Source organism: Streptomyces sp. NPDC047000, assembly GCF_040644295.1.
In the GTDB taxonomy this organism is placed as follows: Bacteria; Actinomycetota; Actinomycetes; order Streptomycetales; family Streptomycetaceae; genus Streptomyces.
In genome coordinates this window covers 206,274-226,480 of the sequence record NZ_JBEYWE010000007.1, presented here as the reverse complement: position 1 = coordinate 226,480, position 20,207 = coordinate 206,274, and the positions used below count along the sequence as shown (strand labels likewise).

The 20,207-nt window shown below is 72.0% G+C and carries 7 protein-coding genes; all 7 read right to left on the bottom strand.

The features are described from left to right. Positions 1-30: 30 nt before the first annotated feature. The 7 genes from ABZ862_RS14580 to ABZ862_RS14550 all read right to left on the bottom strand — a co-directional run bounded on the left by ABZ862_RS14580 (position 31) and on the right by ABZ862_RS14550 (position 19,960). Positions 31-14,958 carry an EndoU domain-containing protein gene (locus ABZ862_RS14580; RefSeq protein WP_360957088.1) on the bottom strand — a complete coding sequence of 4,976 codons (14,928 nt, stop codon included), beginning with the start codon at positions 14,956-14,958 and terminating at the stop codon, positions 31-33. 6 nt (positions 14,959-14,964) lie between these two features. Further along, positions 14,965-15,318 carry a hypothetical protein gene (locus ABZ862_RS14575; protein WP_360957085.1) on the bottom strand — a complete coding sequence of 118 codons (354 nt, stop codon included), beginning with the start codon at positions 15,316-15,318 and terminating at the stop codon, positions 14,965-14,967. Then, entirely contained in the window at positions 15,311-15,739 is a 429-nt protein-coding gene (locus ABZ862_RS14570) for a YbaB/EbfC family nucleoid-associated protein (RefSeq protein WP_360957367.1), read from the bottom strand. Before ABZ862_RS14570 ends, ABZ862_RS14575 begins: the two co-directional genes overlap by 8 nt. Before the next feature lie 89 nt (positions 15,740-15,828). Then, on the bottom strand, positions 15,829-18,651 hold the full coding sequence (locus ABZ862_RS14565) for an AAWKG family protein (protein ID WP_360957082.1): 2,823 nt from the start codon (positions 18,649-18,651) through the stop codon (positions 15,829-15,831). A gap of 79 nt (positions 18,652-18,730) precedes the next feature. Further along, positions 18,731-19,177, bottom strand: coding sequence for a type VII secretion system-associated protein (locus tag ABZ862_RS14560; protein ID WP_360957080.1), 447 nt, complete (start codon positions 19,175-19,177; stop codon positions 18,731-18,733). An 80-nt stretch (positions 19,178-19,257) separates the two neighbouring features. Next, on the bottom strand, positions 19,258-19,581 hold the full coding sequence (locus ABZ862_RS14555) for a WXG100 family type VII secretion target (RefSeq protein WP_360957077.1): 324 nt from the start codon (positions 19,579-19,581) through the stop codon (positions 19,258-19,260). Positions 19,582-19,621: 40 nt separating this feature from the next. After that, on the bottom strand, positions 19,622-19,960 hold the full coding sequence (locus ABZ862_RS14550) for a hypothetical protein (protein WP_360957074.1): 339 nt from the start codon (positions 19,958-19,960) through the stop codon (positions 19,622-19,624). Positions 19,961-20,207 lie beyond the last annotated feature (247 nt).

The following is a 20,207-nucleotide window of genomic DNA, read 5'->3' as shown; positions in this document are numbered from 1 at the left end:
TGAGTGGGGTGGGTCGTCGTCGGGGGGCCGTCAGTCCGGCTGCGCGGAGGCCCCGGTCAGCCGCTGGAATCCGGTGCGCACCGCCTCCGGGAAGAGTTCCGGGTGCCCGCTCAGCAGGGTCACCAGGTCCTCCCGGCCGAGGCGCAGGTCTCCCAGCGGCAACGCGATGTCCTCCAGCATCCAGGTGGCCGCGGCGCCGGAGGACCAGCCGAGCCCCGCCACGTGATCTTGACGCACCAGGGTGGAGAGCAGTTCCCGGGAACCGAGAAGTTCCTCCAACTCCCGCTCGGTGAAGCCCGGTTGTGCCGCTTCGGACTCCGTCTCCCCGGTCTCCGGTTCGTGGGGTCCGGGTTCCTCGGTCGCCGGTCCCCCGTCGTCGGCACCCGGGTCGGTGGCCGGCAGGGCGGCCGGGACCGTCGGCGACGGACGGATGTCGACGACGAGGCCGTCCTCGACGGTCAGATACAGGTCCAGGGTGCCGAAGGTGCCGTGCACGGTCGTCGTCCCCGTGGGCGCGAGGGGCACAGCGGAGGTGCGCAGCGCCACGTACGCGGCGTAGCGCAGGTCCCGCCGGGTCCATCCGCCGGGGAAGGCGCCTTCGGGGTGGTCGGTGCGGGGCGCCTGCGGGGCGAGCACCCTGGCGACGGCCGCGTCCACCTCGTCCTGCATCAGCGTGACGACGTGCTCCTGGTCGCCGGTGTGGGCGGGATCGGGTTCGCGCAGGGTGGTGGGTGTGCCGAGCGGGTCGGACAGGGCGAGGGCCCGGTGGAAGGCGGTGCGCCCCTCCGTCCCGTCGGCGCCCGTGAGCGGTGCCCAGTCGTCCGGGGCCGGTCCGTCACCGCCCAGGTCACGGGCGGCGCCGGCGAGATCCGCACCGGTGGGCCGCACACCGAGGATCTCCGGGAGCCGGGCCAGGATGCGGTCCCGGTCGGTCGCCGGGTCCGTTTCCAGCCGGATCGTGTGATGCGCCGCTTCCGGACCGTCCACGAAGACCGGCGAGATGCGCACCAGTGGTGCACCGTCGGCTCTCGTGACCGCGGAGTAGCGCCTGATCATCTCCGCCCGGACGGCGCGCCGGACGTCGGCGGTCCGGTCGGGGCCGTCGGGAGAGGGCGCCAGGTGGATCCGGACGGCCAGGACGAGCCCCCGCCGGCCGTCGGCGAACAGCACATGGCGGACGTCGAAGCCGAAGGTGCGGTCTCCGCGCGTGAGGTGCCCGGGGCCCGCTGTCGCCTCGCCGACGGGCTCTTCCAGGGGCCAGGGGCCGTCGGAGCGGGGCGGCAGGGTGAGGGCGTGCTCGATCGCGGTGCGGGCGGCCGGTCCGTCCTGAGTGCCGCGGGGCGGCAGCCACGCGGTGGGACCGGGCCGGGTTCCGGTCAGTTCCTCTCCCGCCCGCACCAGTTCGGCGGGAACCGGCGGCACTCCGAGGAGCGAGCCGTCGCGTACGCCGTCGAGGACGTCCGGATCGACCGGGACGACGTGGTGCGGCGCCTGGTTCCTGCCGACCCGGACCAGACGGACCAGAGGCGCCCCGTGCACCTGGTTCGCACCGCCGTAGGTCTGGAACACCATCCGCTGCAGATACGCCCAGACCTTGTCGGCCATCACGTCACCGGGCGGGGCGTCCAGATGGACGCGGGCCGTCAGTTCGAGGCCGCGGTGCCCGTCGGGGAACAGGAAGTGCCGGATGTCGAAGCCGTAGGCACGGCCGTCGCGGGTGAGCACCGCCGGCACGGGCGCCGTCTCGCCGACCGGGCGCAGCGCGGGCCAGCGGATGTGCGGCTGGACCGGCGTGGGCCGGTACGCGACGTGCTGTCCGTCCCTGACCAGACCTTCGATACGGACCCCCGCGGCCTCGCCGACCCAGTGGTCGGTGCGCCCGTCGGGCAGCCGGCGCACCGTGCCCGCGGCGACGGCGGCGGCGTGAGCCTCTTCGACCGCGCTCAGTACCCGGTGCGGTGACCAGAAGGCGGGGAACATGACGTGATCGGTGCCGTCCCGGTGCAGCCGCCAGCGGGACGGCACGGCGGACCGTGTGTCGCTGACGGCGACAGTCGGGTCGAGGAACCAGACCGTGGCGCGGTAGGTGCCGTTGTCGAAGGCCTCGCCAGGCTCGATCCGCAGGCCGTGCTTCGCTTCGTGTCCCTGGCCCGGTGCGTGGTGGACACCGGTGCGGGTGCCCCGGTCACCGAACCGGGCCACCTCCTCGACCCGGGAGCCGAAGCCCGGCCGGGTCGCCGGGACGACGGCCGGAGCGGGCACATAGCCGGGCGGGGAGACGTCCGGCTGGTCACCGGAGGGCCGGAAGCCGGTGAACTCCCCGTGCGCCAGGGTTCCTTCGATCCTCACCCCGCCGTACTCACCCACCCAGGCGAAGACACCCTCACGCCCGTCCACGGGTGTGACGGTTCCCGTCCGCAGCGCGTCCAGATAGGCCTGCTCCGCCGCGTACACCGCGTCGTCCTCGGTCCAGTACGACGGGAACATCACCACATCCCGTGTCCCCGGCACCGGACGCGACCCCACCGCGAGATCACCCGCCGGCGGATGCGACACCGTCTCCGAGAGCGCACCCGGACCCGGCACACCCGGATACACCGCACGGAACGTCCCGTTCCGCCGCTCCGACCACGCCACCCTCACCGGCCGCCGGCGCGACGACAGACCGCTCGGCGGAAGAAGACCTCCCTCTGCCGGATCCCCGTTCCCGTACAGCACCGACCGCCGCACATCGAGCGGGAACACCGCACGCGCCGGCAGCCCGTCCGACCGGGGTGCGAGCGTGTCACGGCCGGTGAAGGTGTCCTGCCCGTCGAAGCGCGTACCTCCCGGACGGCCGCCCAGAGCGGCGTCGACGGCCGAACCCAGCTGTCGCAGATGGCGGGGCGGTATCCAGGCGCGTCCCTTCGTCCTCGTCGGGTCGAGGCCGGGGTGGTCCGTGTCGACGTCGGGGCGGCCCCGGCTGTCCACGTGTGCGGGACCGTCCATGAGGGCGCCGTCGTGATGGACGGGGCGTGCCCCCGGCGCCGCGCCCTCGCGGTACTCGTCGCGCAGGCCGAGCAGGTGGCCCACCTCGTGGGCCAGCACGGTGGCGTCGAGAGCCGTCGACCAGTTGCGGAAGTCGGCGCGTCCGAGCGACTCGTGCACCTGGACGACGTGGGCCCGGGCCTCCGGATCGGACACGAACTCCAGGTCGACCCGGAGCAGGTCGCCGTTGGGCAGACGCGAACCCTGGTTGTAGTGCGTCTCGACACCTTCCCGGGCGAGTGCGGCCACCCGGTCCAGACGCTCCGGGTCCATGGGGCCGGTCGGTTCCAGCCGTACCCGCACCCGCAGACGGGTGGCGGTCCGCCCGTCGGCCAGCACGAAACGGCGGGCCTCGTAGCCGCGCGCGCCGGCCTGGACGAGGGTGCCCGTGCCTCCCCACCGCCTCAGGTTCTCGCCCGGCGGCACCACCTCACCGCGGGCCACCTCCACCGCGCCGTCGAACACCGACGCGGCGACGGGGGACGGCATCCCCTGCGGCTCCGGCCCCGGCCCCGGGTGCAGGACGGCGGGGCCGACCCCGGCCCCGTCGACGGCGCCGGGGTCGGTGCCCGGCCGCGGTGCGGGCGGGGCGGTGGCCGTCGTGCGGTGGTCCACCGCCGGGGTCACGTCGCTGCCCGGCGCGCCGCCCTCCGCCCCGGCACCGTCGCCGGCGTCCAGGAAGGAGAGGAAGCCACCGAGGTCGAAGGCGAGGTCCTCCGCCTCGCCTCCCGGAGGCGGTGAGGGGGGCGCCCAGCCCGCGGCGGCCCAGTCCTGAGGTGCGGGCGCGGGCTCCGGCCCGAACGGGAGCTGGGGCGGCGCGGCGTCCTGAGCCTGGAACAGTCCTCCCCCGGCCCCCGCGAGCCACCCCTGTTCCGCGGCACCGAAGTCGTGTCCGGCCGCTTCGGGGTCGTCGACGTCCAGTTGCCCGGGCTGCCATTCGACCTCCTCGGTCAGCGGGTTCCAGGTTCCGGTACGCCGTTCCCGGGAGTCGTAGACCGTGACCACCGCGGCCGGGTCGACGCTTCCGGTGAAGGCGACCTCCTGCTCGGTGGAAAACGGGCTGGGCACGGCCATCTCTTCGAAGGTGGCGTTGACGTCGACCCCGGTCGGGTCGCCGTTGCGCGACGCGTCGATCTGGTACCGGTAGCGGCTCTGCAGGAACCAGAGGCGGGGGCTGCGGGTCGTCGACACGTAGGGACCGTCGCCGAGGGCCTGCGCCCAGTTCCGCAGCGTGACGACGACCTGGGTGTTCCTGGCCCGGAAGCCTCGTGCGAAGACCGTCTCCGGGGGATCGTCCGTGAAGCGCCAGAGGGTCTCGTCGGCGCCGCTCAGCACCAGGACGGCGTGGTCGGCCGGGTGCACCTGCCGGTAGTTCACCGCCACCGCCCGGTCGGACGCGGAGGCGTGGAGAGCGGTCGGACCGTCAGTGGTGACCTGACCGTGGTGGATGTAGGGCGCGAGGACGTCCGCGATCTGCCGGAGGTGGTCCGAGGTCAGGACGAACCGCTGCTCGTGGGGCGCGGTGAACACGCCCATCAGGCTCGACTCGTCGTCGGTGAGCACCTGTTCGCCCCGGCCGCCGGGGGTGAGCAGGGCCCGCGGGTCGGCATCGTCGTCGATCACACCGAGCCCGTGCACGATCTCGTGGACGTACGCCGCCGGGTGCACGCCGGTGTACCAGGTGTCCTGGCGCATGGTCCTGCCGTCGGGCAGACCGCTTCGCAGCCGGACCACACTGTGCGCCTGCTCGGGCGTGTCCACGAACTCGACCGCCACCTCCAGCCGGGGGCCGGGGCCCTTCGGGGCGGACCCGAGCGGCAACCGGTGGCCGCGGCCGTTGACCAGCCGGTCCAGCTCGGCCGTCAGCCCGCTGCGCAGCGCGGCAACCTGCGCCGGGTCCGTGTCCCCGGTCACCAGGTGCACCCGGCGGGTCATCCGTACCGTCTCCCGCGCCCGGTCGTCGCGCAGCAGTTCCCAGCCGTAGCCCACCTGGGTGCGCTCGCCCGAGCCGGGCCGCCGCCGGATCCGCGGCCGCCCGCCCTCTTCCAGGGTGATCTCGAAGGAGTCCCTGAACGGGATCCACCGATCGGTCCCGACCTGCCCGGATGCCACCGGCGCACCCTGCGGCACGGGGGCGGTGCGGTCCCCGCCGCCGGGCCCGGGAACGGGGTCCGGGGTGCCGGCGTCGTCCGGCGGCACCGCCAGGTCCGCCTCGCCGGGAAAGACGGCCTCGGGCCCGCCGGCCGGTGCGGAGAAGACCGTCGTCCCGGCCGGCTGGGCCCCGTCCTCGCCCGGGAGCGGTTTCGCTGGTACGGGAGCGTCGGTCGCGGCCGGGGCGGAGGGCGGCACATGCTTCACCGCGGGCGGCGGTGTGCTCTCCTGCGACGTGCGGACAGCGGCCTCCCCTCCGATCTCAAGATCCGACCCACCGCTCAGGTCCGACAGGTCCGACAGGTCCGAGACATCCGAGAGGCCGCCCGTGTCGTGCCCCGCCGCACCGAGCAGACCGTCCAGGCCCGCGACACCGGCCTCGCTCAGTTCGCCGGAGTCCTCGATGCTCTCCTTGTCGTCCTCGAACGGTTCGCCGGCGTATGCCGGGTCCGGTTCGCGGAGCGTGGTGGGACGGCTGAGCGGATCAGCGAGGTCGAGAAGGCCGAGGGCATGCCGGATGTCCGCCTGCCCCTCCTCCGGGTCGGCATCGCCGGGCGGCCGCCACGCGTCGGCGGCCGGCGCCGCGGCGGCCCGCAGTTCCCGGACGAGGTCCTCCAGTTCGTCGGCGCCGGGCAGCACGTCCAGGACGGAGTCCGGCAGTCCGCTCAGTTCCTCCGGCCCGGCGGGGAACGAGTGGTGCGCCGCCTCGGCAGTCCCGGCACGGGCCAGCGACACGCGAACCAGCGGTGCTCCCCCCGCACCCGCCACACTCGGAAGGGTGCCGTAGGCGTCGGCCACCTTCTGCCGGAAGAAGTCCCAGACCATGTCCAGCAGGGGGCCGTCGGTATCGGCCGTGCCGGCCAGGTGGATCCGGATCGTGAGGTCGAAGCCCGGCTGCCCGTTGGCGAACAGCACCTGCCGGACCTCCAGGGGAAGGGTCCGCCCGTCGCGGGTGACCGAGGCCGGCGCGGCAGCCGCCTCACCGACCGGCTCGTGCCGGGGCCACCGGGGATGAGGCTGCATCTGCGTGGGCCGGTACGCGACATGCTGGCCGTCCCGCACCAGGCCCTCGATACGGACACCCTTCGCCTCGCCGACCCAGTGGTGGGTGCCTCGGTCGTCCAGCTGCCTGAGCGCTCCCGCGGCGGCACCCGCGGCGTGCGCCTGCTCCACGGCCTCCAGGAGTTCCTGGATCTGCCACCGGTCGGGAAACATGACGTGCAGGTCACCGTCCTGGTGCGGACGCAGGCGGGACGCGGCGCCTGTCGTCAGGCCGGGACGCAGCGCCGGGTCGAGGAACCAGACGGTGGCCTCATAGGTGCCGTTGTCGTGCTGCGCGCCGGGCTCGATCATCAGGCCGTAGAACTTCATCCGCTCGGCCGGCGTCTTCTTGGGCGCGTGGTAGGCACCGGTGCGGGTGCGGCGATCGCCGTACCGGGCGAGGTCCTCGACCCGCCGGCCGAAGGCCGGACCCGGGCGGGGCACGGTCGGCTGCGGGAGGGGGGCGTAGGAGGGGGCGGCCAGACCGGTGGGTTCGCCCTCCGTCCGCCCGGGGCGGCGGTCGGCCTGAGCGGTCTGGTCGGCGGAGGGCCGGAATCCGGTGAACGAGCCGTGCCTCAGCTCCCCTTCGATCCGCACCCCGGCGTACTCGCCCACCCAGGTGTGGGTTCCGGCCCTTCCCATGGCGGGGAGGACCCTCCCCGCGCGCAGGGCATGCAGGTAGGCCTGCTCGGCGGCGTAGACCGCGTCGTCCTCGGTCCAGTGGGCGGGGAACATCATCTGCCCCCGTTGCCTGGCATGCAGGTCGCCCGCGACCGGGTGCGACCGTTCCGCCGACCGCCCTCGGGCCGTGGCGTACTCGGCACGGAACGTCCCGTTGGGCCCGGCCGGCCCCAGTGCGACCGGCCGGGGGCGAGCCGACATGCCGCTGGGCGGCAGGTGCCCGCCCTCCCCGGTGCGGGGATCTCCGTACAGCGCCGCTCGCCGGGTCTCCAGGGTGAAGTGGGCCCGGGTCGGCAGCCCGTCCGCCCGGGACCGGACATCGCTGGAGAAGACGACATCCTCGTCGGCCCGGAGGCGGGCCGTGCCCAGGGCGGCCTCGATGGCCGATCCCAGCTCACGCAGGTGGCGGGGTGGAAGCCATCGCCTGCTCGGGCCCGCGGAATACGACATGTGGTCGGTGTCCAGAATCGGGCGTCCCCGGTTGTCCACGTGCAGGCCGCCCATCAGGGCGCCGTCCGTGTAGACGGGGCGCAGGCCGTACTGGGAACCCTCGCGGTACTCGTCGTCCAGGCCCAGCAGGTGCCCCACCTCGTGGGCGATGACATGTCCCTCCGTGCCCGTCGCCCAGTTGAGGTGATCCTCCCTTCTGGAGGCGGCGTGCACGTGGACGACGTGGTGAGCGTCCCGGCGGTCTCCCACGAACTCCACCTCGACGCGGAAGAGGTCTCCGTTGGGAAGACGTGAGCCGCCGTTGTACCGCTCGTCGACACCGTCCCGGGCGCGCTGTGCCAGCCGGCCGAGTGCCTCCTCGGTGACGGCCGCGTCCTCGGCCGGGCCGGTGCCCGGGGAGGGCGGGGTCACCGGGTCCAGCCAGATACGGACCACCGCACGGGTCTCGAACTCCCCGTTCGGCAGCAGGTACCGTCGGGTCTCGAAGCGCCTGATCAGCCGCGCGTCGTAGTAGCGCTCCCGGAAATCCGCCCAGGCCTCCCCGAGTTCCTTCTCCAGGGGCTCCACCTCGCCTCGGGCGATCTCGACCGCGTCGGCGTCCGCCGGTCGGCCGGGCTCGGCAGACCCGGCAGACGACCTCTCGAGCAGGATGTCGGGTTCCCACTCCACGTCCGACTCGGGCGGCGGCATCTCCGTGGGACCCGACACGGAGTCGCGATTCGGGATCCGCCGGTGCAGCCAGTCCGCGACAGCCCCCAGAAAACGTCCGAACCAGTCGAGCGCGGCCGTGCCCAAGCCACGGACCGATGCCCAGATGCCCCTGAGCGTCTCCGCGAAGCGCTCGGTCCAGGAAGGGGGCGACGGGTCGGGCGACGCTTCCCGGGCGTCGGGTCCGTCCTGGTCCCGCGTGCCGGGCCCCTCGGCGTGCACCGGTACGGGCCCGGTGCTGTCCGGACCGGCCCCGGCTTCGTCCGGCCGCGTCTCCTCCTCGCCGATGTCACCCACCGACGCCTGCCGGTGGTCGTCCTGGTCCGCCGTGCGGTGGTCCACGGCGGGCGCCACGTCGGCCGCCGCCGGTGCACCGGCCGAGGGGCCGTCCGTCCCGCGGGGGACACCGCCGGACGACGTGAGCGACGGCGCGGCCGGCGCAGGGGCCGTATGCAGGCCCATCGAGGCCATGGGCCCGTACAGCCCCCCGTCCGAGTCGTCCGAGTCCGAGCCGCCCAGCTCCGGCTCCCACATCTCCGGCTCCGGATCGGACTCGGACCCCGATTCCGACTCCGAAGAGCTCCCCCCGCCGGCGGCGCCACCCTGCCCGGCTCCCCCGGCAGCCGGGACGTCATGGACGCCGGCCCGCCACTCGACCTCTTCGGTGTCCGGGTTCCAGACACCGGTCCTCCTGCCGATCCGGTCGTAGACGCTGACGACGGCCCGCGGATGGACGGAGCCGGTGAAGGCGACCTCCTCCTCGTCGGGGTAGGGGTGCTCCCATCCCTCGACGAAGGGGACGCGGTGCTCGCGTTCCACGGCGATGGTGGCAGTGACGTCGACGCCGGTGGGATCGGGGTTGAGAACCGAGTCGATCCGATAGCGATAGCGCTTTCTCCGGCCGTCGACATTCGCGAACCACAGGTCGTGATCACGGGTGGTCGCGACGAACGGCGCGTCGGGGTTGTCCTGCACCCATTCCCGCAGGGACACGACGTTGTCGAGGCTGTCGGCGTGAAAGCCGCCCCGGAAGATCTCCTCCGGATCACGGTCCGAGAACCGCCACAGCGTCTCCCCGCCACCGCTCTCCACCACGAAGTCGCGTTCCTGCCCGTGCACCAGCTCATACCTCACCGCGGGCGCCACATCGGGTGCGGCCGCATCACCGGCCGGCGCCTCGTCCACGGTGCCGGGGGAGACAGCGCCGTCCGCGACGCCCGGACCCGCCGCGGACGACGGCGGCGTCCGCGGCGCCGCACCGCTCGTCCCGCTCCGGTCGCCACCGCCTTCCTCGGCCTGTCGGGGGGCGGTCAGGGGTTCCGTACCGGGCGGAGCCAGGTGGGCGGGGACGAGTCCGGGAATGCCGTAGAGGTCGGTGACGTCCCCCTGCAGGGCCTCCGCCTCCTCCGGTGAGGTGACGTCGGCCAGATGAGCGGCACGGATGATCTCGAACAGCGAGTGGTCCTGGCCGGGGAGCATCCAGCCCATCAGCGCCTTGCGGAAGTCGGTGGCGGACGTCTCCGGGACGTTCAGCCATTCGAAGGCCCTCAGCATCCTCAGGGTCGTTCCGGAGACACCGGCGACCAGGGGCATGCCCTTGCCGACATGCCAGTGCTGGTACCAGGGGGAGTCCTTCCGGAGGTCCCAGTACGCGATCCCCTCGACCCAGCCCAGCGGGAATTCCGGTCCCTGGCCGCCGTCGGGGGTGAGGTCACCGGCCCGGAGGTTCTCCGCCACGACGGGCACGCGTTTGACGGCGAAGGCCCTCTCGACCGGGCGCAGTGCCGGAGCAGGAGCCCCGCTTTCCTGCTCCGACGCGGCGTCCTCGGGCAGCGACGGGCGCTGTACCTCCACCGCCACGACGCCTGGCCGCGCCAGAATGCCGGTGACGTCGGGTTTGCCCGTCACCGGGTCGAACTCCAGGGTGCCGAGCGGGATCTCCTCGGTCTCGAAGCCGGTCAGGGACAGCGGCCGCTCGTGGTACCCGAGGAAGATCCGTTCCCGGCCCGTCAGCGGGGCGCCGAGGTAGGCGTAGTCACGCGGCGACTTCTTCGCCGAACCGATGGCGTGCCGGTCGGCCGGGCGGGCCGTACGCGACAGCTGGCTGCGGACGATCTCCAGGGGGTCCTTGGCCACGCCCCTCGTGCTGTGGGCGGCGAGGCTGCCGAGCGCGAAGGGGTCGGACCGGTCGAAGAGGTAGGCCCCGTCCCGTGTCGCGGGATCCGAAGCGACCGTTTCCTGGAGCTCTCTGCGGGCGTCACCGTTCAGGAACGCCGCGTAGGTCTCCAGAGCCGAGCGGTCGAGCCCCAGCTCCTGGGCGAACTCCATTCCGGGGGCGGACACCCCGGCGTCGTCCCCGGGCCTCAGGACCGGCGTGACCACGCCGCTCAGCGAAGGCACCTCCGCGTCCCCTTCGTACAGCGCCTTCTTTCCCACGGCGTTGAAGAAGGCGGTCATCAGTTCGCGTACGGATCCCGTGGCCAGCAGCCGGTCGAGCCAACCGGTGTCGGACGAGGCACCCAGGGATCCGACCTGGCCCGCGCTGGTCGGATCGGTCGTGAAGAACGAGGCGTCGATGACCTCCTGGCTGTGCCGGGGGTATGCCGCCCGCAGCACGGTCCGCAGCCGCACCACGGCCGAACGGGCGGCCTTCAGCGCCGCGGGGTCGGCGTGGTAGTGGGCCCCCAGCCGCTGCTCGAAGACGGCACGTTCCCGGGCGAGTCGCGTCGTGGAACCCGTCTCCGCGGCCGCCGGCTCCGCCGCGTCCTCCTGGTCGTCCTCGGCCGCGCGGTACACGACGGCCGGCGCCTGGTCCGGCTCCCCGGCGTCCCCTTCCCTCTCCCGGGAGTCCGTGTCCGCGGACTCCCCGGGCCCGGTCTCCTCCCCCGTCCTCCGGCTCCCCTCCGGCAGCCTCCTCGCAGGTTCCGGCTCTCCGGCCGGGTGCGCCGCCCCCGGGTCCACGGCAGGCGGCGCGTCGTGGTGGAGGTACGGGGACAGGACATCGGCGATCTGCCGGAGATGATCCGGGGTGAGGACGAAACGCGGTTCTCCCGCGCCCTCGAAGGGCCCCATCAGGCTGGAGTCCCCCTCGGCAACGACCTGTTCGGCGCGACCGCCGGGCGTGAGCAGCACCCGTGGGTCTGCCGCGTCGTCACGGACCCCCAGGCCATGGAGTATCTCGTGCACGTACGCGGCCGGATGCACGCCGGTGTACCAGACGTTCTGCACCATGGGCCGCCCCGGACCGGGCAGGCCGCCACGGACCTGGACCACCGTGTCGGCCTGGTCCGCGGAACCGACGAATTCCACATCGACCTGGAGCAGCGGGCCGGGCTGCCGGGGACCGGTCACCTGATCGGGCTGGAACGGCGGCAACCGGTACCCCCTCTCGTTGACCACCCGGTCCAGGGCCCGGCGAAGGCTGCCCTGCAGAGCCGCGGCCTGCGTCTCGTCGGTGTTCCGCGCATCGATATGCACCCGACGCGTCAGGCGGACCGTGTCCAGCGCCGGCGTCTCACCGCGATGCCACGTCCAGGCGTAGCCGACCTCCGTCCGCTCACCTGACGGACCGTGAGGGCGCCGTACGGCGGGGGCCCGGCCGTCGCCACCGGCCGTGAACTCGAACGCCTCCGGTCCTCTCGGCCGTCCGCCGTCCGGCCGCCCGGTGCCGGGCGCGGAACCGAACGGAATCCAGCGGTCGGTGCGCACTTCGCCCGAACCGAGCAACTCGCCGCGGGCAGCGGCCTCACCCGTCGCGCCGTCCCCCGCGGACCGGGCAGCGGGCCGCACAACGGACGGTGTCAGGCTGACCGTCCCTTCCTCGGGGCGGTGCGGGGGCGGGAGTTCGGTGGCCGCCTGCTCCTCGTCGCCGGCGGAGCGCCGACCGGTCCGCCCGGCGTCCCGTTCCTCCGGGCGCGCCCCGTCGTAGTCCACCGCGGGCGCCGCGTCGAGCGCCGCGCGGCCGCCGTCCGGCTCTTCACCTGCGGTGAGCCGGTAGCGGTGGCGCCGGAAATAATCAGCGATCCAGGGGTCGTCGGCGCGCCGCATGGCCTCCGCAAGGGCGTCCGTCTCCGGCAACTGCTGGAGATGGGGAACGGCGAAGAAGTAGCCCGCGGCGTCCGCCGACATCGCCGCCTGGTGGGCCTCTTCGCTCTGCGGCAGGAGTCCCCCCGGAACCCAGTCGATCTCGTTCGCGCCCGGATTCCAGGTGCCGGTTCGATTCTCCTCTTTGTCGTAGACGCTGACCACGGCCGGCGGATCAACGGAACCGGTGACGACGATCTCCCTCTCGCGAGGGTAGTAGTTCCTCCAGGTCCGGGGGACTACGCCCCTCTCCATTTCCAGGCCGATAGTGGCGTTGAGGTCTATTCCGGTGCGGTTGGGTTCGGAGTTGCGGGACAGGTCGACCTCGTAGCGATAGCGGCTGTTCTTGTACCACAGCCCGGGATCGCGGGTCGTCGCGACGAACGGGGCCCCGCCGTTGTCGTTGTGGCCCCACCACATCAGCGGGGTCGTGGCGTCGCGGACATCGGCTTGGAAGCCCCGCTGGAAGACCTCCTCCGGAGGATGGTTCGAGAACCGCCAGAGCCTCTCGCCGTCGCCGCCCTCCACCACATAGTCACGGTCACTCTCGTGCACCATGCGGTAGTCCACGGCCGGCGCCGCGTCGGGCGCCTCCCGGCTGTCGCCGCTGCCGTCGCCGGCCTCCGGGGTGCGCTCGCGATGCGGTTCGCCGACCTTCCGGGCGAACGACACGTCCGGGGCGACGGTGGTGACCGGGGCGGATCCTTGCTCCGAGGGCGCCGCGAGCAGCTGCTGCGGTCCGCGGGCCCCGCCGTCCGTTCCGTCCTGACCGGCTCCCGGCCGTAAGGACGTCTCCTCGCTCCCGGGCGCACCGGGGGCCGCGCCCCCGGCTGTCCCGGCGACGGTGTCCACGCGGCCCTCACCGGCCGGAGGGCCCGACGAGGTGCCGAGGGCGCCGGGCTGCGGGACCTCGGTCTGCTCGGTCTGCTCGTCGTCGGAGGTGCCACTCGTACCAGCGGACTCCGACACGGTGGAGACCCGGCCGGGGGAGGCCGGCGGCTGTTTCCCGTTCGGTCCGGAGACCGCGGCCGGGGTGGCGGTCCGTGCTGTCGGAGCGGGGGAAGCGACGGCGTCCCGTGAAGGGGCGGCGGAAACCCCGTCCACCGTGTGGATCGGCACGGCGGGCTGCCCGTCCGGGACGGTCTCGCCCGTCCCCGGACGGTTCTCCTCCGCCGCCGGACCGTCGGACGTGGTCCGGGTGGAACGGGGCACGGGCCCGGGACCGTCCGGGGCGGACGTGCCGGGATGCGAAGGAGTGGCGACGGTCGTACCGGGCCGGGCCGGGCCGGCGGTGGCCGGGATGAACGGCGTCTGCGTCACGCCGGTGTCCTCAGGGCTCCCGGTGCTCCCAGGGCTCCCAGGGCTCCCGGTGCTTTCACCGAGACCGCCCCGGTCGGCGTCCTCGCCGTCCCCGGTGGCGGTACGGGTCCGTCCGGCGCCGGTACCGGGCACGTCTCCGCCCGTGCTCACCGTGTGCGGCTGCACGGACGTCCCGGCCGGGTCGTGCTCGCCGGAAGCCGCGTCCGCGGTGTCTCCGTCGGACGACGGCAAGCCGCCCGAGGGCGTCGTGCCCACGGTCGTGGTGTGTGTCCGCGATGCGGGGCCGGTCCCGTCCCCGTCGGTGCCGGCGTCGACGCCGGTGGCCGCTTCGGCCCCGTCCGCGTCCCCGCCCTCGTCCGCGCCGTGGCCGCTGCTCACGGCGGTGACCGGCACACGGGTCTCGTCGGCGTCCCCGCCGGCGCCGCTCGTGTCCGGCCCGGCTTCCTGCGGGCCGACCGTCGGAGGCGGGGCCGTGAAGGTGAAGCCGTTGATCCACTCCCCGGCGTTCTCCGCACCGTGGTGCAGCGACGTCCCGACCTTGTCGCTGATGCCCGCGCCCACGAAGGTGTCCCAGGTCGTCGTCCAGTTGCCGGTGAAGAGCCCACCGCCCAGGACCTCCGCCAGTGCCTCCGAGCCACCGCCGGCGATGAAGGAGTTGACCTCGTGGGGCGCCGCTCGGACGGTGGCCTGCGGGGAGAGCGACGTCGTGGAGGGCAGTGGCGGCGTCGTGTTGCCGACCTTGGAGGTGACGTCGCCGACCACGTTCTTGAGCGCCGGGCTGTGCTTCATGTCCTGCTTGAGGGCGTTGATGAGCGCGCCGCCACCGCCGCCCAGGATGCCGAACAGCCCGGCGGCCAGGCCGCCGAACGCGGCCTCCTGCGCGAGCGCCCCCCAGTCGAAGGTGCTGGGGCTGAACTCGCCCGACGTGAAGGCGATCATGGCCAGTCGCACGGCGAAGGCCTCGAAGGCCTCTTCGAACGCCTCACTCGCGACGGGCAGCAGATGTGTCCTCTTGAGCAGTGTCTCGAGGACGGTCAGCACGACGACACGGCTGCGCGCCTTGGCCACGGCGATCCTGCCCGCACTGGCGCCGGCGCTGAAGACGGACATCGCCATGATGACGGCCAGCTCGGCCAGCAGCCGGATGAGTTCGGCGATGATCTGCCACTTGGCTTCGGTGATGTTCCACGAGGTCTTCAGCCGGCCGTCCGCGATGTCGTCCACCTGCCGCGCGAACTTCCGCAGGTACCCCGTACCGCCCTCGTCCACGAACATGTGCATGGCACGCCGGTAGTCGTTCCCCACCTGGGGCGGCAGCGCCTTGCTCGCGTTGACGACCGAGTCGTCGATGACGTCGGACAGATCACGGAGGTCCTGGGCCAGCTGCCGGTACGGAGCGTGGCTGCTGCGGGCCAGATCCTCGTTCGCCTGCATCAGCTTCTCGCCGATGAGGACGAACAGCAGTCCGTTCAGTGTCTTCGATGCCTCGATCGCCATGGCGTGTCAGTGCCTGCCGCTGGTGCCGCCGTCGGCCGTCACCGACTGCTGGATCGCGTCCAGGTTCGTGGCCTGCGTGGTCAGGATGTTCACCGCGTTGTCGGTGGTGCCCTTGGCGATGGCCATGATCGCCTTGCCCAGCGCCCGCGTGGTCTCCGTCGTCGTCGTGCGCTCCCGTGTCTCGATGGGGCGAGTCGACTTGGCGAAAGTGTCGTCGACACCTTCCCAGCCACGTGTGACGGCGACGCCGCTGACGAAGTTCAGCAGCAGTTTCTGGGATGCGGCGCTGATCCGGTCGATCTGCTGGGCGCTGGCGTGGACCCGGGCCGGATCGGCGGTGTAGGTGTCGGCGTCAGACATGGCGGTCCTCGTCCTCGGTGTCCTCGTTGATCTCGTCATGCAGCCGGTTGCGGGTGCTGTGGTCCGGCGGGACCTGCCGGTCCTCCAGGACGGCGGGGCCGAAGACCTCGGCCCAGTCGATGTCCACCCCCGTCAGCTCGGGTACCGCGGCGCTCGGGCGGGTGAAGGGCTCGAACGTCTCCATCACGCGGCGCGACATCCGCATCCGGGCGCGCTCCGCCGCCTCCAGCACGCTGGCGGCGAGCTCGCCGGCCGCCATGGTGCGGTATCTGCCGTCCAGGAACCTGAGTGCGGCCAGCTCGCCCTGGTGACCGACGGTCACCTCCACGGCCCGGTCCCTGGACCGTACGGTGACCGAGGCGCGCCGCAGTTCCGTCTCGGCCCGGGCCACCGCGGCCTGGACCGTCTCCAGCTCGGTCATCGCGTCGGCCAGCCTCCGCCCCACCGACTCCAGCGGGTCCACCGTCCCCTCGGGCCCGGCTGCCCCGGTCTCCTTGCCGTTGCCGCCGCTCACCGTCCGATCACCGCCGGGGATCCTCCTTCGTCCGTGCCCCATACGTCGTCGTCCTCCGGCAGCCAGCTGGAGCGCTCACGGTCGCCGCTCTCCGTGGAGCGGCCGGCCTGGGTTCCCTGGCCGCCCACGGGCAGGTAGGACGAGGACCCGGTGGTGGGCACTCCGCCCCGGGTGAGGATCACGTCCTCTTCCTCCTCGTCCTCCGCCGAGGCGGCACGTGACCGTGACCGCGACCTGCGCAGGGCGGCGCCGTCGCTCTCGCTCAGCACCGTACGGACCCGCTCGTTGTTCGACTGACCCCCGCCGCTTCCGCCCATGCCGCCCATACCACCCATCCCGCCCATGGCCCCCATGCCGTTCATCGCTGCCGCGGGGTTGAGCGACACGCCCCCGGAGTCCTGCGCGCCGGCCGTGGAGCCGGCCGTGTCGGTGACCGGTGCGCCGAGCGAGCCGCCGTTGTACGGGGTGCTGTCGTACTCCTCGTACGAGGTTCCGTCGCCGCCGGCCGAACCACCGGCTGAGCCGGAGGACCCAAGGGACCCGGAGGGGGAGGAGGAGAGGCCCGAGAGGCCGGACGGGGAGGAGGAGGGGACGCCACCGCGGTCGGGAGAGGTGGTGGGACCGTTCGTCGTGGTGTCGGGCCGGGTGGTGGTGACGGTGCCGTCGGGCTGGGTCGTGGTGATCGTGCCGTCAGGATCCAGGGTCGTTCTGGTGCCGTCCGGGTAGGTCGTGGTGACCGTTCCGTCGGGGTTCAGGGTCGTGGTGCTGCCGTCGGAATTGGTGTACGACAGCCCCGGGCCGTTGAGGCTCCCGCCGCCTGTCGTGGTGTCCGTCGGAGCGGTGCTCGTCGTCGGGTCGAGCCGGTCGGTGGTGACCGTGCCGTCGGGTTGCGTGGTGACCGTGCTCCCGGTCGACGGATCGACCACCGTGCTGCTCCCGTCCGGGTACGTCGTGGTGAGCGTCCCGTCCGGGTTGAGGGTCGTGGTGGCGCCGTCCTCGTCGGTGACCGTCTCTCCCGGGGCGAGCTTCCGGCTGCTCGTCGTCCCGCCGGGGGAGGTCGTGGTCAGGGCACCGGTGAGCGGATCGAACACGCTCAGGCTGCCGTCCGGGTAGGTGGTGGTCAGCGACCCGTCGGGATTGAGCGTGGTGATGCTGCCGTCGGGGTTCGTCAGGCTCGCGGTGCCGTCCGTGCCGGTGTTCAGGTCACTGACGTCGGTGACGGTACCGTCGCCCGGGCCGGAGCCGGTGTCCACCGTCGTCGACCCGTCACCCAGGTCACCCAGGCCGCTGTTGAGGGCCTGGAAGCTCTCGCCCAGCCCCTGGCCCAGGTCGGAGAAGTTGTCCCCCAGCCCCTGACCCAGGTCACCGAGTCCCTGGTTCAGGTCGGTGAAGCTGTTCCCCAGCCCCTGACCGAGGTCACCGAGTCCCTGGTTCAGGTCGGCGAAGCTGTCGCCCAGCCCCTGCCCCAGGCCCGCCAGGCTCTCGTCCAGCCCGCTGCTCAGGCCGTCGAGGCCGTCTCCCAGTCCTTCGAGTGCGGCCTCCATGTCCTGCTGGCTCTGTTCCGCCTCCTCCTGACTGCGTTCCGCCTCCTCCTCCTGCCAGTCCTCGGAGAGGGTGGTGGTGTCCCTGATCTCCGGTGGCTGTTCGAAGATCTCCGCGACGTCCCACCATTCGCTCTCGAGGCCCTTGAGTGCCTTGTCCCCCCAGCCCTCGAGGTCTGCGTCGACGTCGCCGTTCCACTGGTCCACGGCGCTCACGCCGATGTTCTTCCAGGTCCCGATGTCCGAGAGGTCTCCGTAGGTGGGATGGATCTGCGAGAAGCTCTCGGTGCTCCAGTAGCTGCGCTCCTCGCTGCTCGTGGGAGCACTGCCGGTCGAGGTCCAGGTTGTCTTGGTGCCTGCCTTGATCTGCGTGATGTTGTGGGTGAACGTCCACCGGTACACCTCCTGCAGTTTCAGCAGGAGTGCGCCGTGCGGGTGGTTGGCCGCCTGGTACTGGAAGAAGCGGTTCCACCCGTAGCGGAGTTCTCCGGTCCTCTTGCGGAGGTTCCGCTGGGCCTTGGCGAGAGCGTCACCGAAGGTGGACGTCGGTGAGTAGCCGTCGATCATGGTGTGGCCGGCCTGGTAGTTCTTGCCGCCGCACTGCTCCACGTAGCTCTCGTAGTTTTTGTTGATCTTGACAATGAGGTCACGGAAGACCTCGGCCGCCTGCCCCTTCCACGACGCCTGCTCGTCGCCCAGCGACTTCACCCACTGTTCCAGCCTGCCGCTCTCGTCCTCGAAGAATTTCTTCGTCCGGTCGAACGCCTGGGCCGTACGCTTGAACGAGACGAGATCGACGGCATCGGCGTCCGCCACACTCAGACCGTCCGAGTGGAAACCGCGCGTGCTGTAGTCGTCGAACAGCGCGTCGAGCGCCGCTCTGCCACCGTAGATGTACTGGGCCAGCGGCGTGCCGTCCCACTGCGTGCCGTCCTCGTCCGTCCCGGTGGCCCCGTGGTTCGAGCTGTCCGGAAGACCGATGAGCGTGATCGTCGCCCGGTGCATCGTCACGCCGCCGCTGACGCCCTGCCCGCTGCCGGCCGTGTAGAAGACGAAGCTGTACTCCTGGTCGCTCACCACACCGTTGCTGATGGCGTCGTAGTCCCGGAGGTCGATCGCCCTGACGTCGATGGTCTCGAGCTTCACGCGGAAGAGCGGAATGCCGTCGGAGCTCTTGAGCGTGTCGAAAAGGGTCTTCCTGCTGGGCATCGGGTATCCGGTGAACTGGTACACCGCCTGTGCCCAGGCGTCGTCGGCGTCGGCCTGGCTGTCAGCCACAATGGTGCGCTCCTGGATGAGAGGGGCAGGAGAAAAGAAGGCGGCGGAAGGACTCGTACCCGCCTGCCGGGCGGGGCCGCTACTGGGTCGAGCCGCCCGACTCGGACGTACTGCCACCGCTCAGGTCGTCGTCGAGGGGCGCCACGAGATCGATCAGCTTCTGGCCGTCGATGGAGACCAGGCTGCCGTCCTGGGTGTCGAGCAGCGTCGTGATGGTCACCCCCAGCACGTCCTGGATGTCGGTGCCCAGGGTGATCTGCGCCTTCAGGGTGTTGTCGATGCTCGTGGCGCAGGCGGCGACCTGTTTGGGCAACCCGGCCTTGAGGTTCTTCAGCAGGCCGACGGCGAGGAAGGGGTCTTCCCCGGAGTGTCCGGTCAGGGAGTCGCTGACCAAGGTCCGCAGCGCCGGCACACTGCCGCCCTTCGTGTCCTTGCGGATGTCCTTCGCGTCCTGGATGAAATCGGCGACGTCGTGGTCGACGAACGCCTTCAGAGTCTTGGCGTCGAGATGGGTCAGGTCTGTCACCGTCTGGCTCCTGGTCTGCGAGTGCGCCGTCCGGCGGAGCCGGACGGCGCTCGGCGAAGCGAAGGGGACCGGTCGGCCGCTCAGCGGCCGATGCTGACGTCGGACCACATCTGGGACAACGAGTTCTCGCTGTACCTGTAGCTGCCGTGGATGTCGTTGAGCAGGCCGGCGTGCGAACTGAGCAGCCGCTCCATGTTGCCGACCGCCTGGTCCCAGGCCTGCTGCTTCTGCCGGTAGACGTCGGCGTCGGAGCCGTACCACGTCTTCTTGAGCTCGGCGAGTTCCGCCTCCAGGTTCGCCAGGGTGGCGGCGATCGCCTTGGTCTGCGTGACCATGTCGTCGGCGGCGTTGTCCATGTGGTTGTAGTCGACGTAGATGTAGCCGTCGGTCAGGTTCTCGGACATCGGAAGACCTCTTCTCGCGTCGTGGGGCGGCGGGAGCCGGTCAGCCGGCCAGCTGGTCGAACGCCGCCTGGGCCTGGCCGTACGCCTGGTTGATGGAGTCGCTGGCCGACCCCTGGGTCTTGTTGTGCTCCGCCAGGCTGCGGTTGAGGGCGTCGACCATCTCCTCGAGGTTCTTGAGGATGACGTTGGCCTGGTGGTCCCATGCCTCCAGCAGCTGCCCGAACGCATTCCCGTCGGTGCCCTGGTAACCGGTCGCCAGGTGCGCACGGGTGGCGTCCACGTCCTGCCTGCACTTGAGGATGCCGCTGAAGGCCATCTCCAGCGCCTGGACACCGTTGCGCGTCGATACTTCGCTTGACTGCTGTCCGCCGCCTGCCATGGGCCCGCTCCTTGGTCTATGACTCACATGGAGAACCGGCACGAGAATAGCCACAACTCCCGTGAGAGCGCTCTCAGTTAAGGTGAATTTCAGCTACCGGTACGCGAACTTCGGCACACAGAAGAGGTGTTCAAGGACCTGACGGCGCTTCGAGACGCCGTTCAGGGCCGGCTCCGGGAGGTGGACACCGCCGCCGGGGACTGCTCTTCGACAGTTGTCCATCCCCTGTCATGGGCCTGCCATCCAT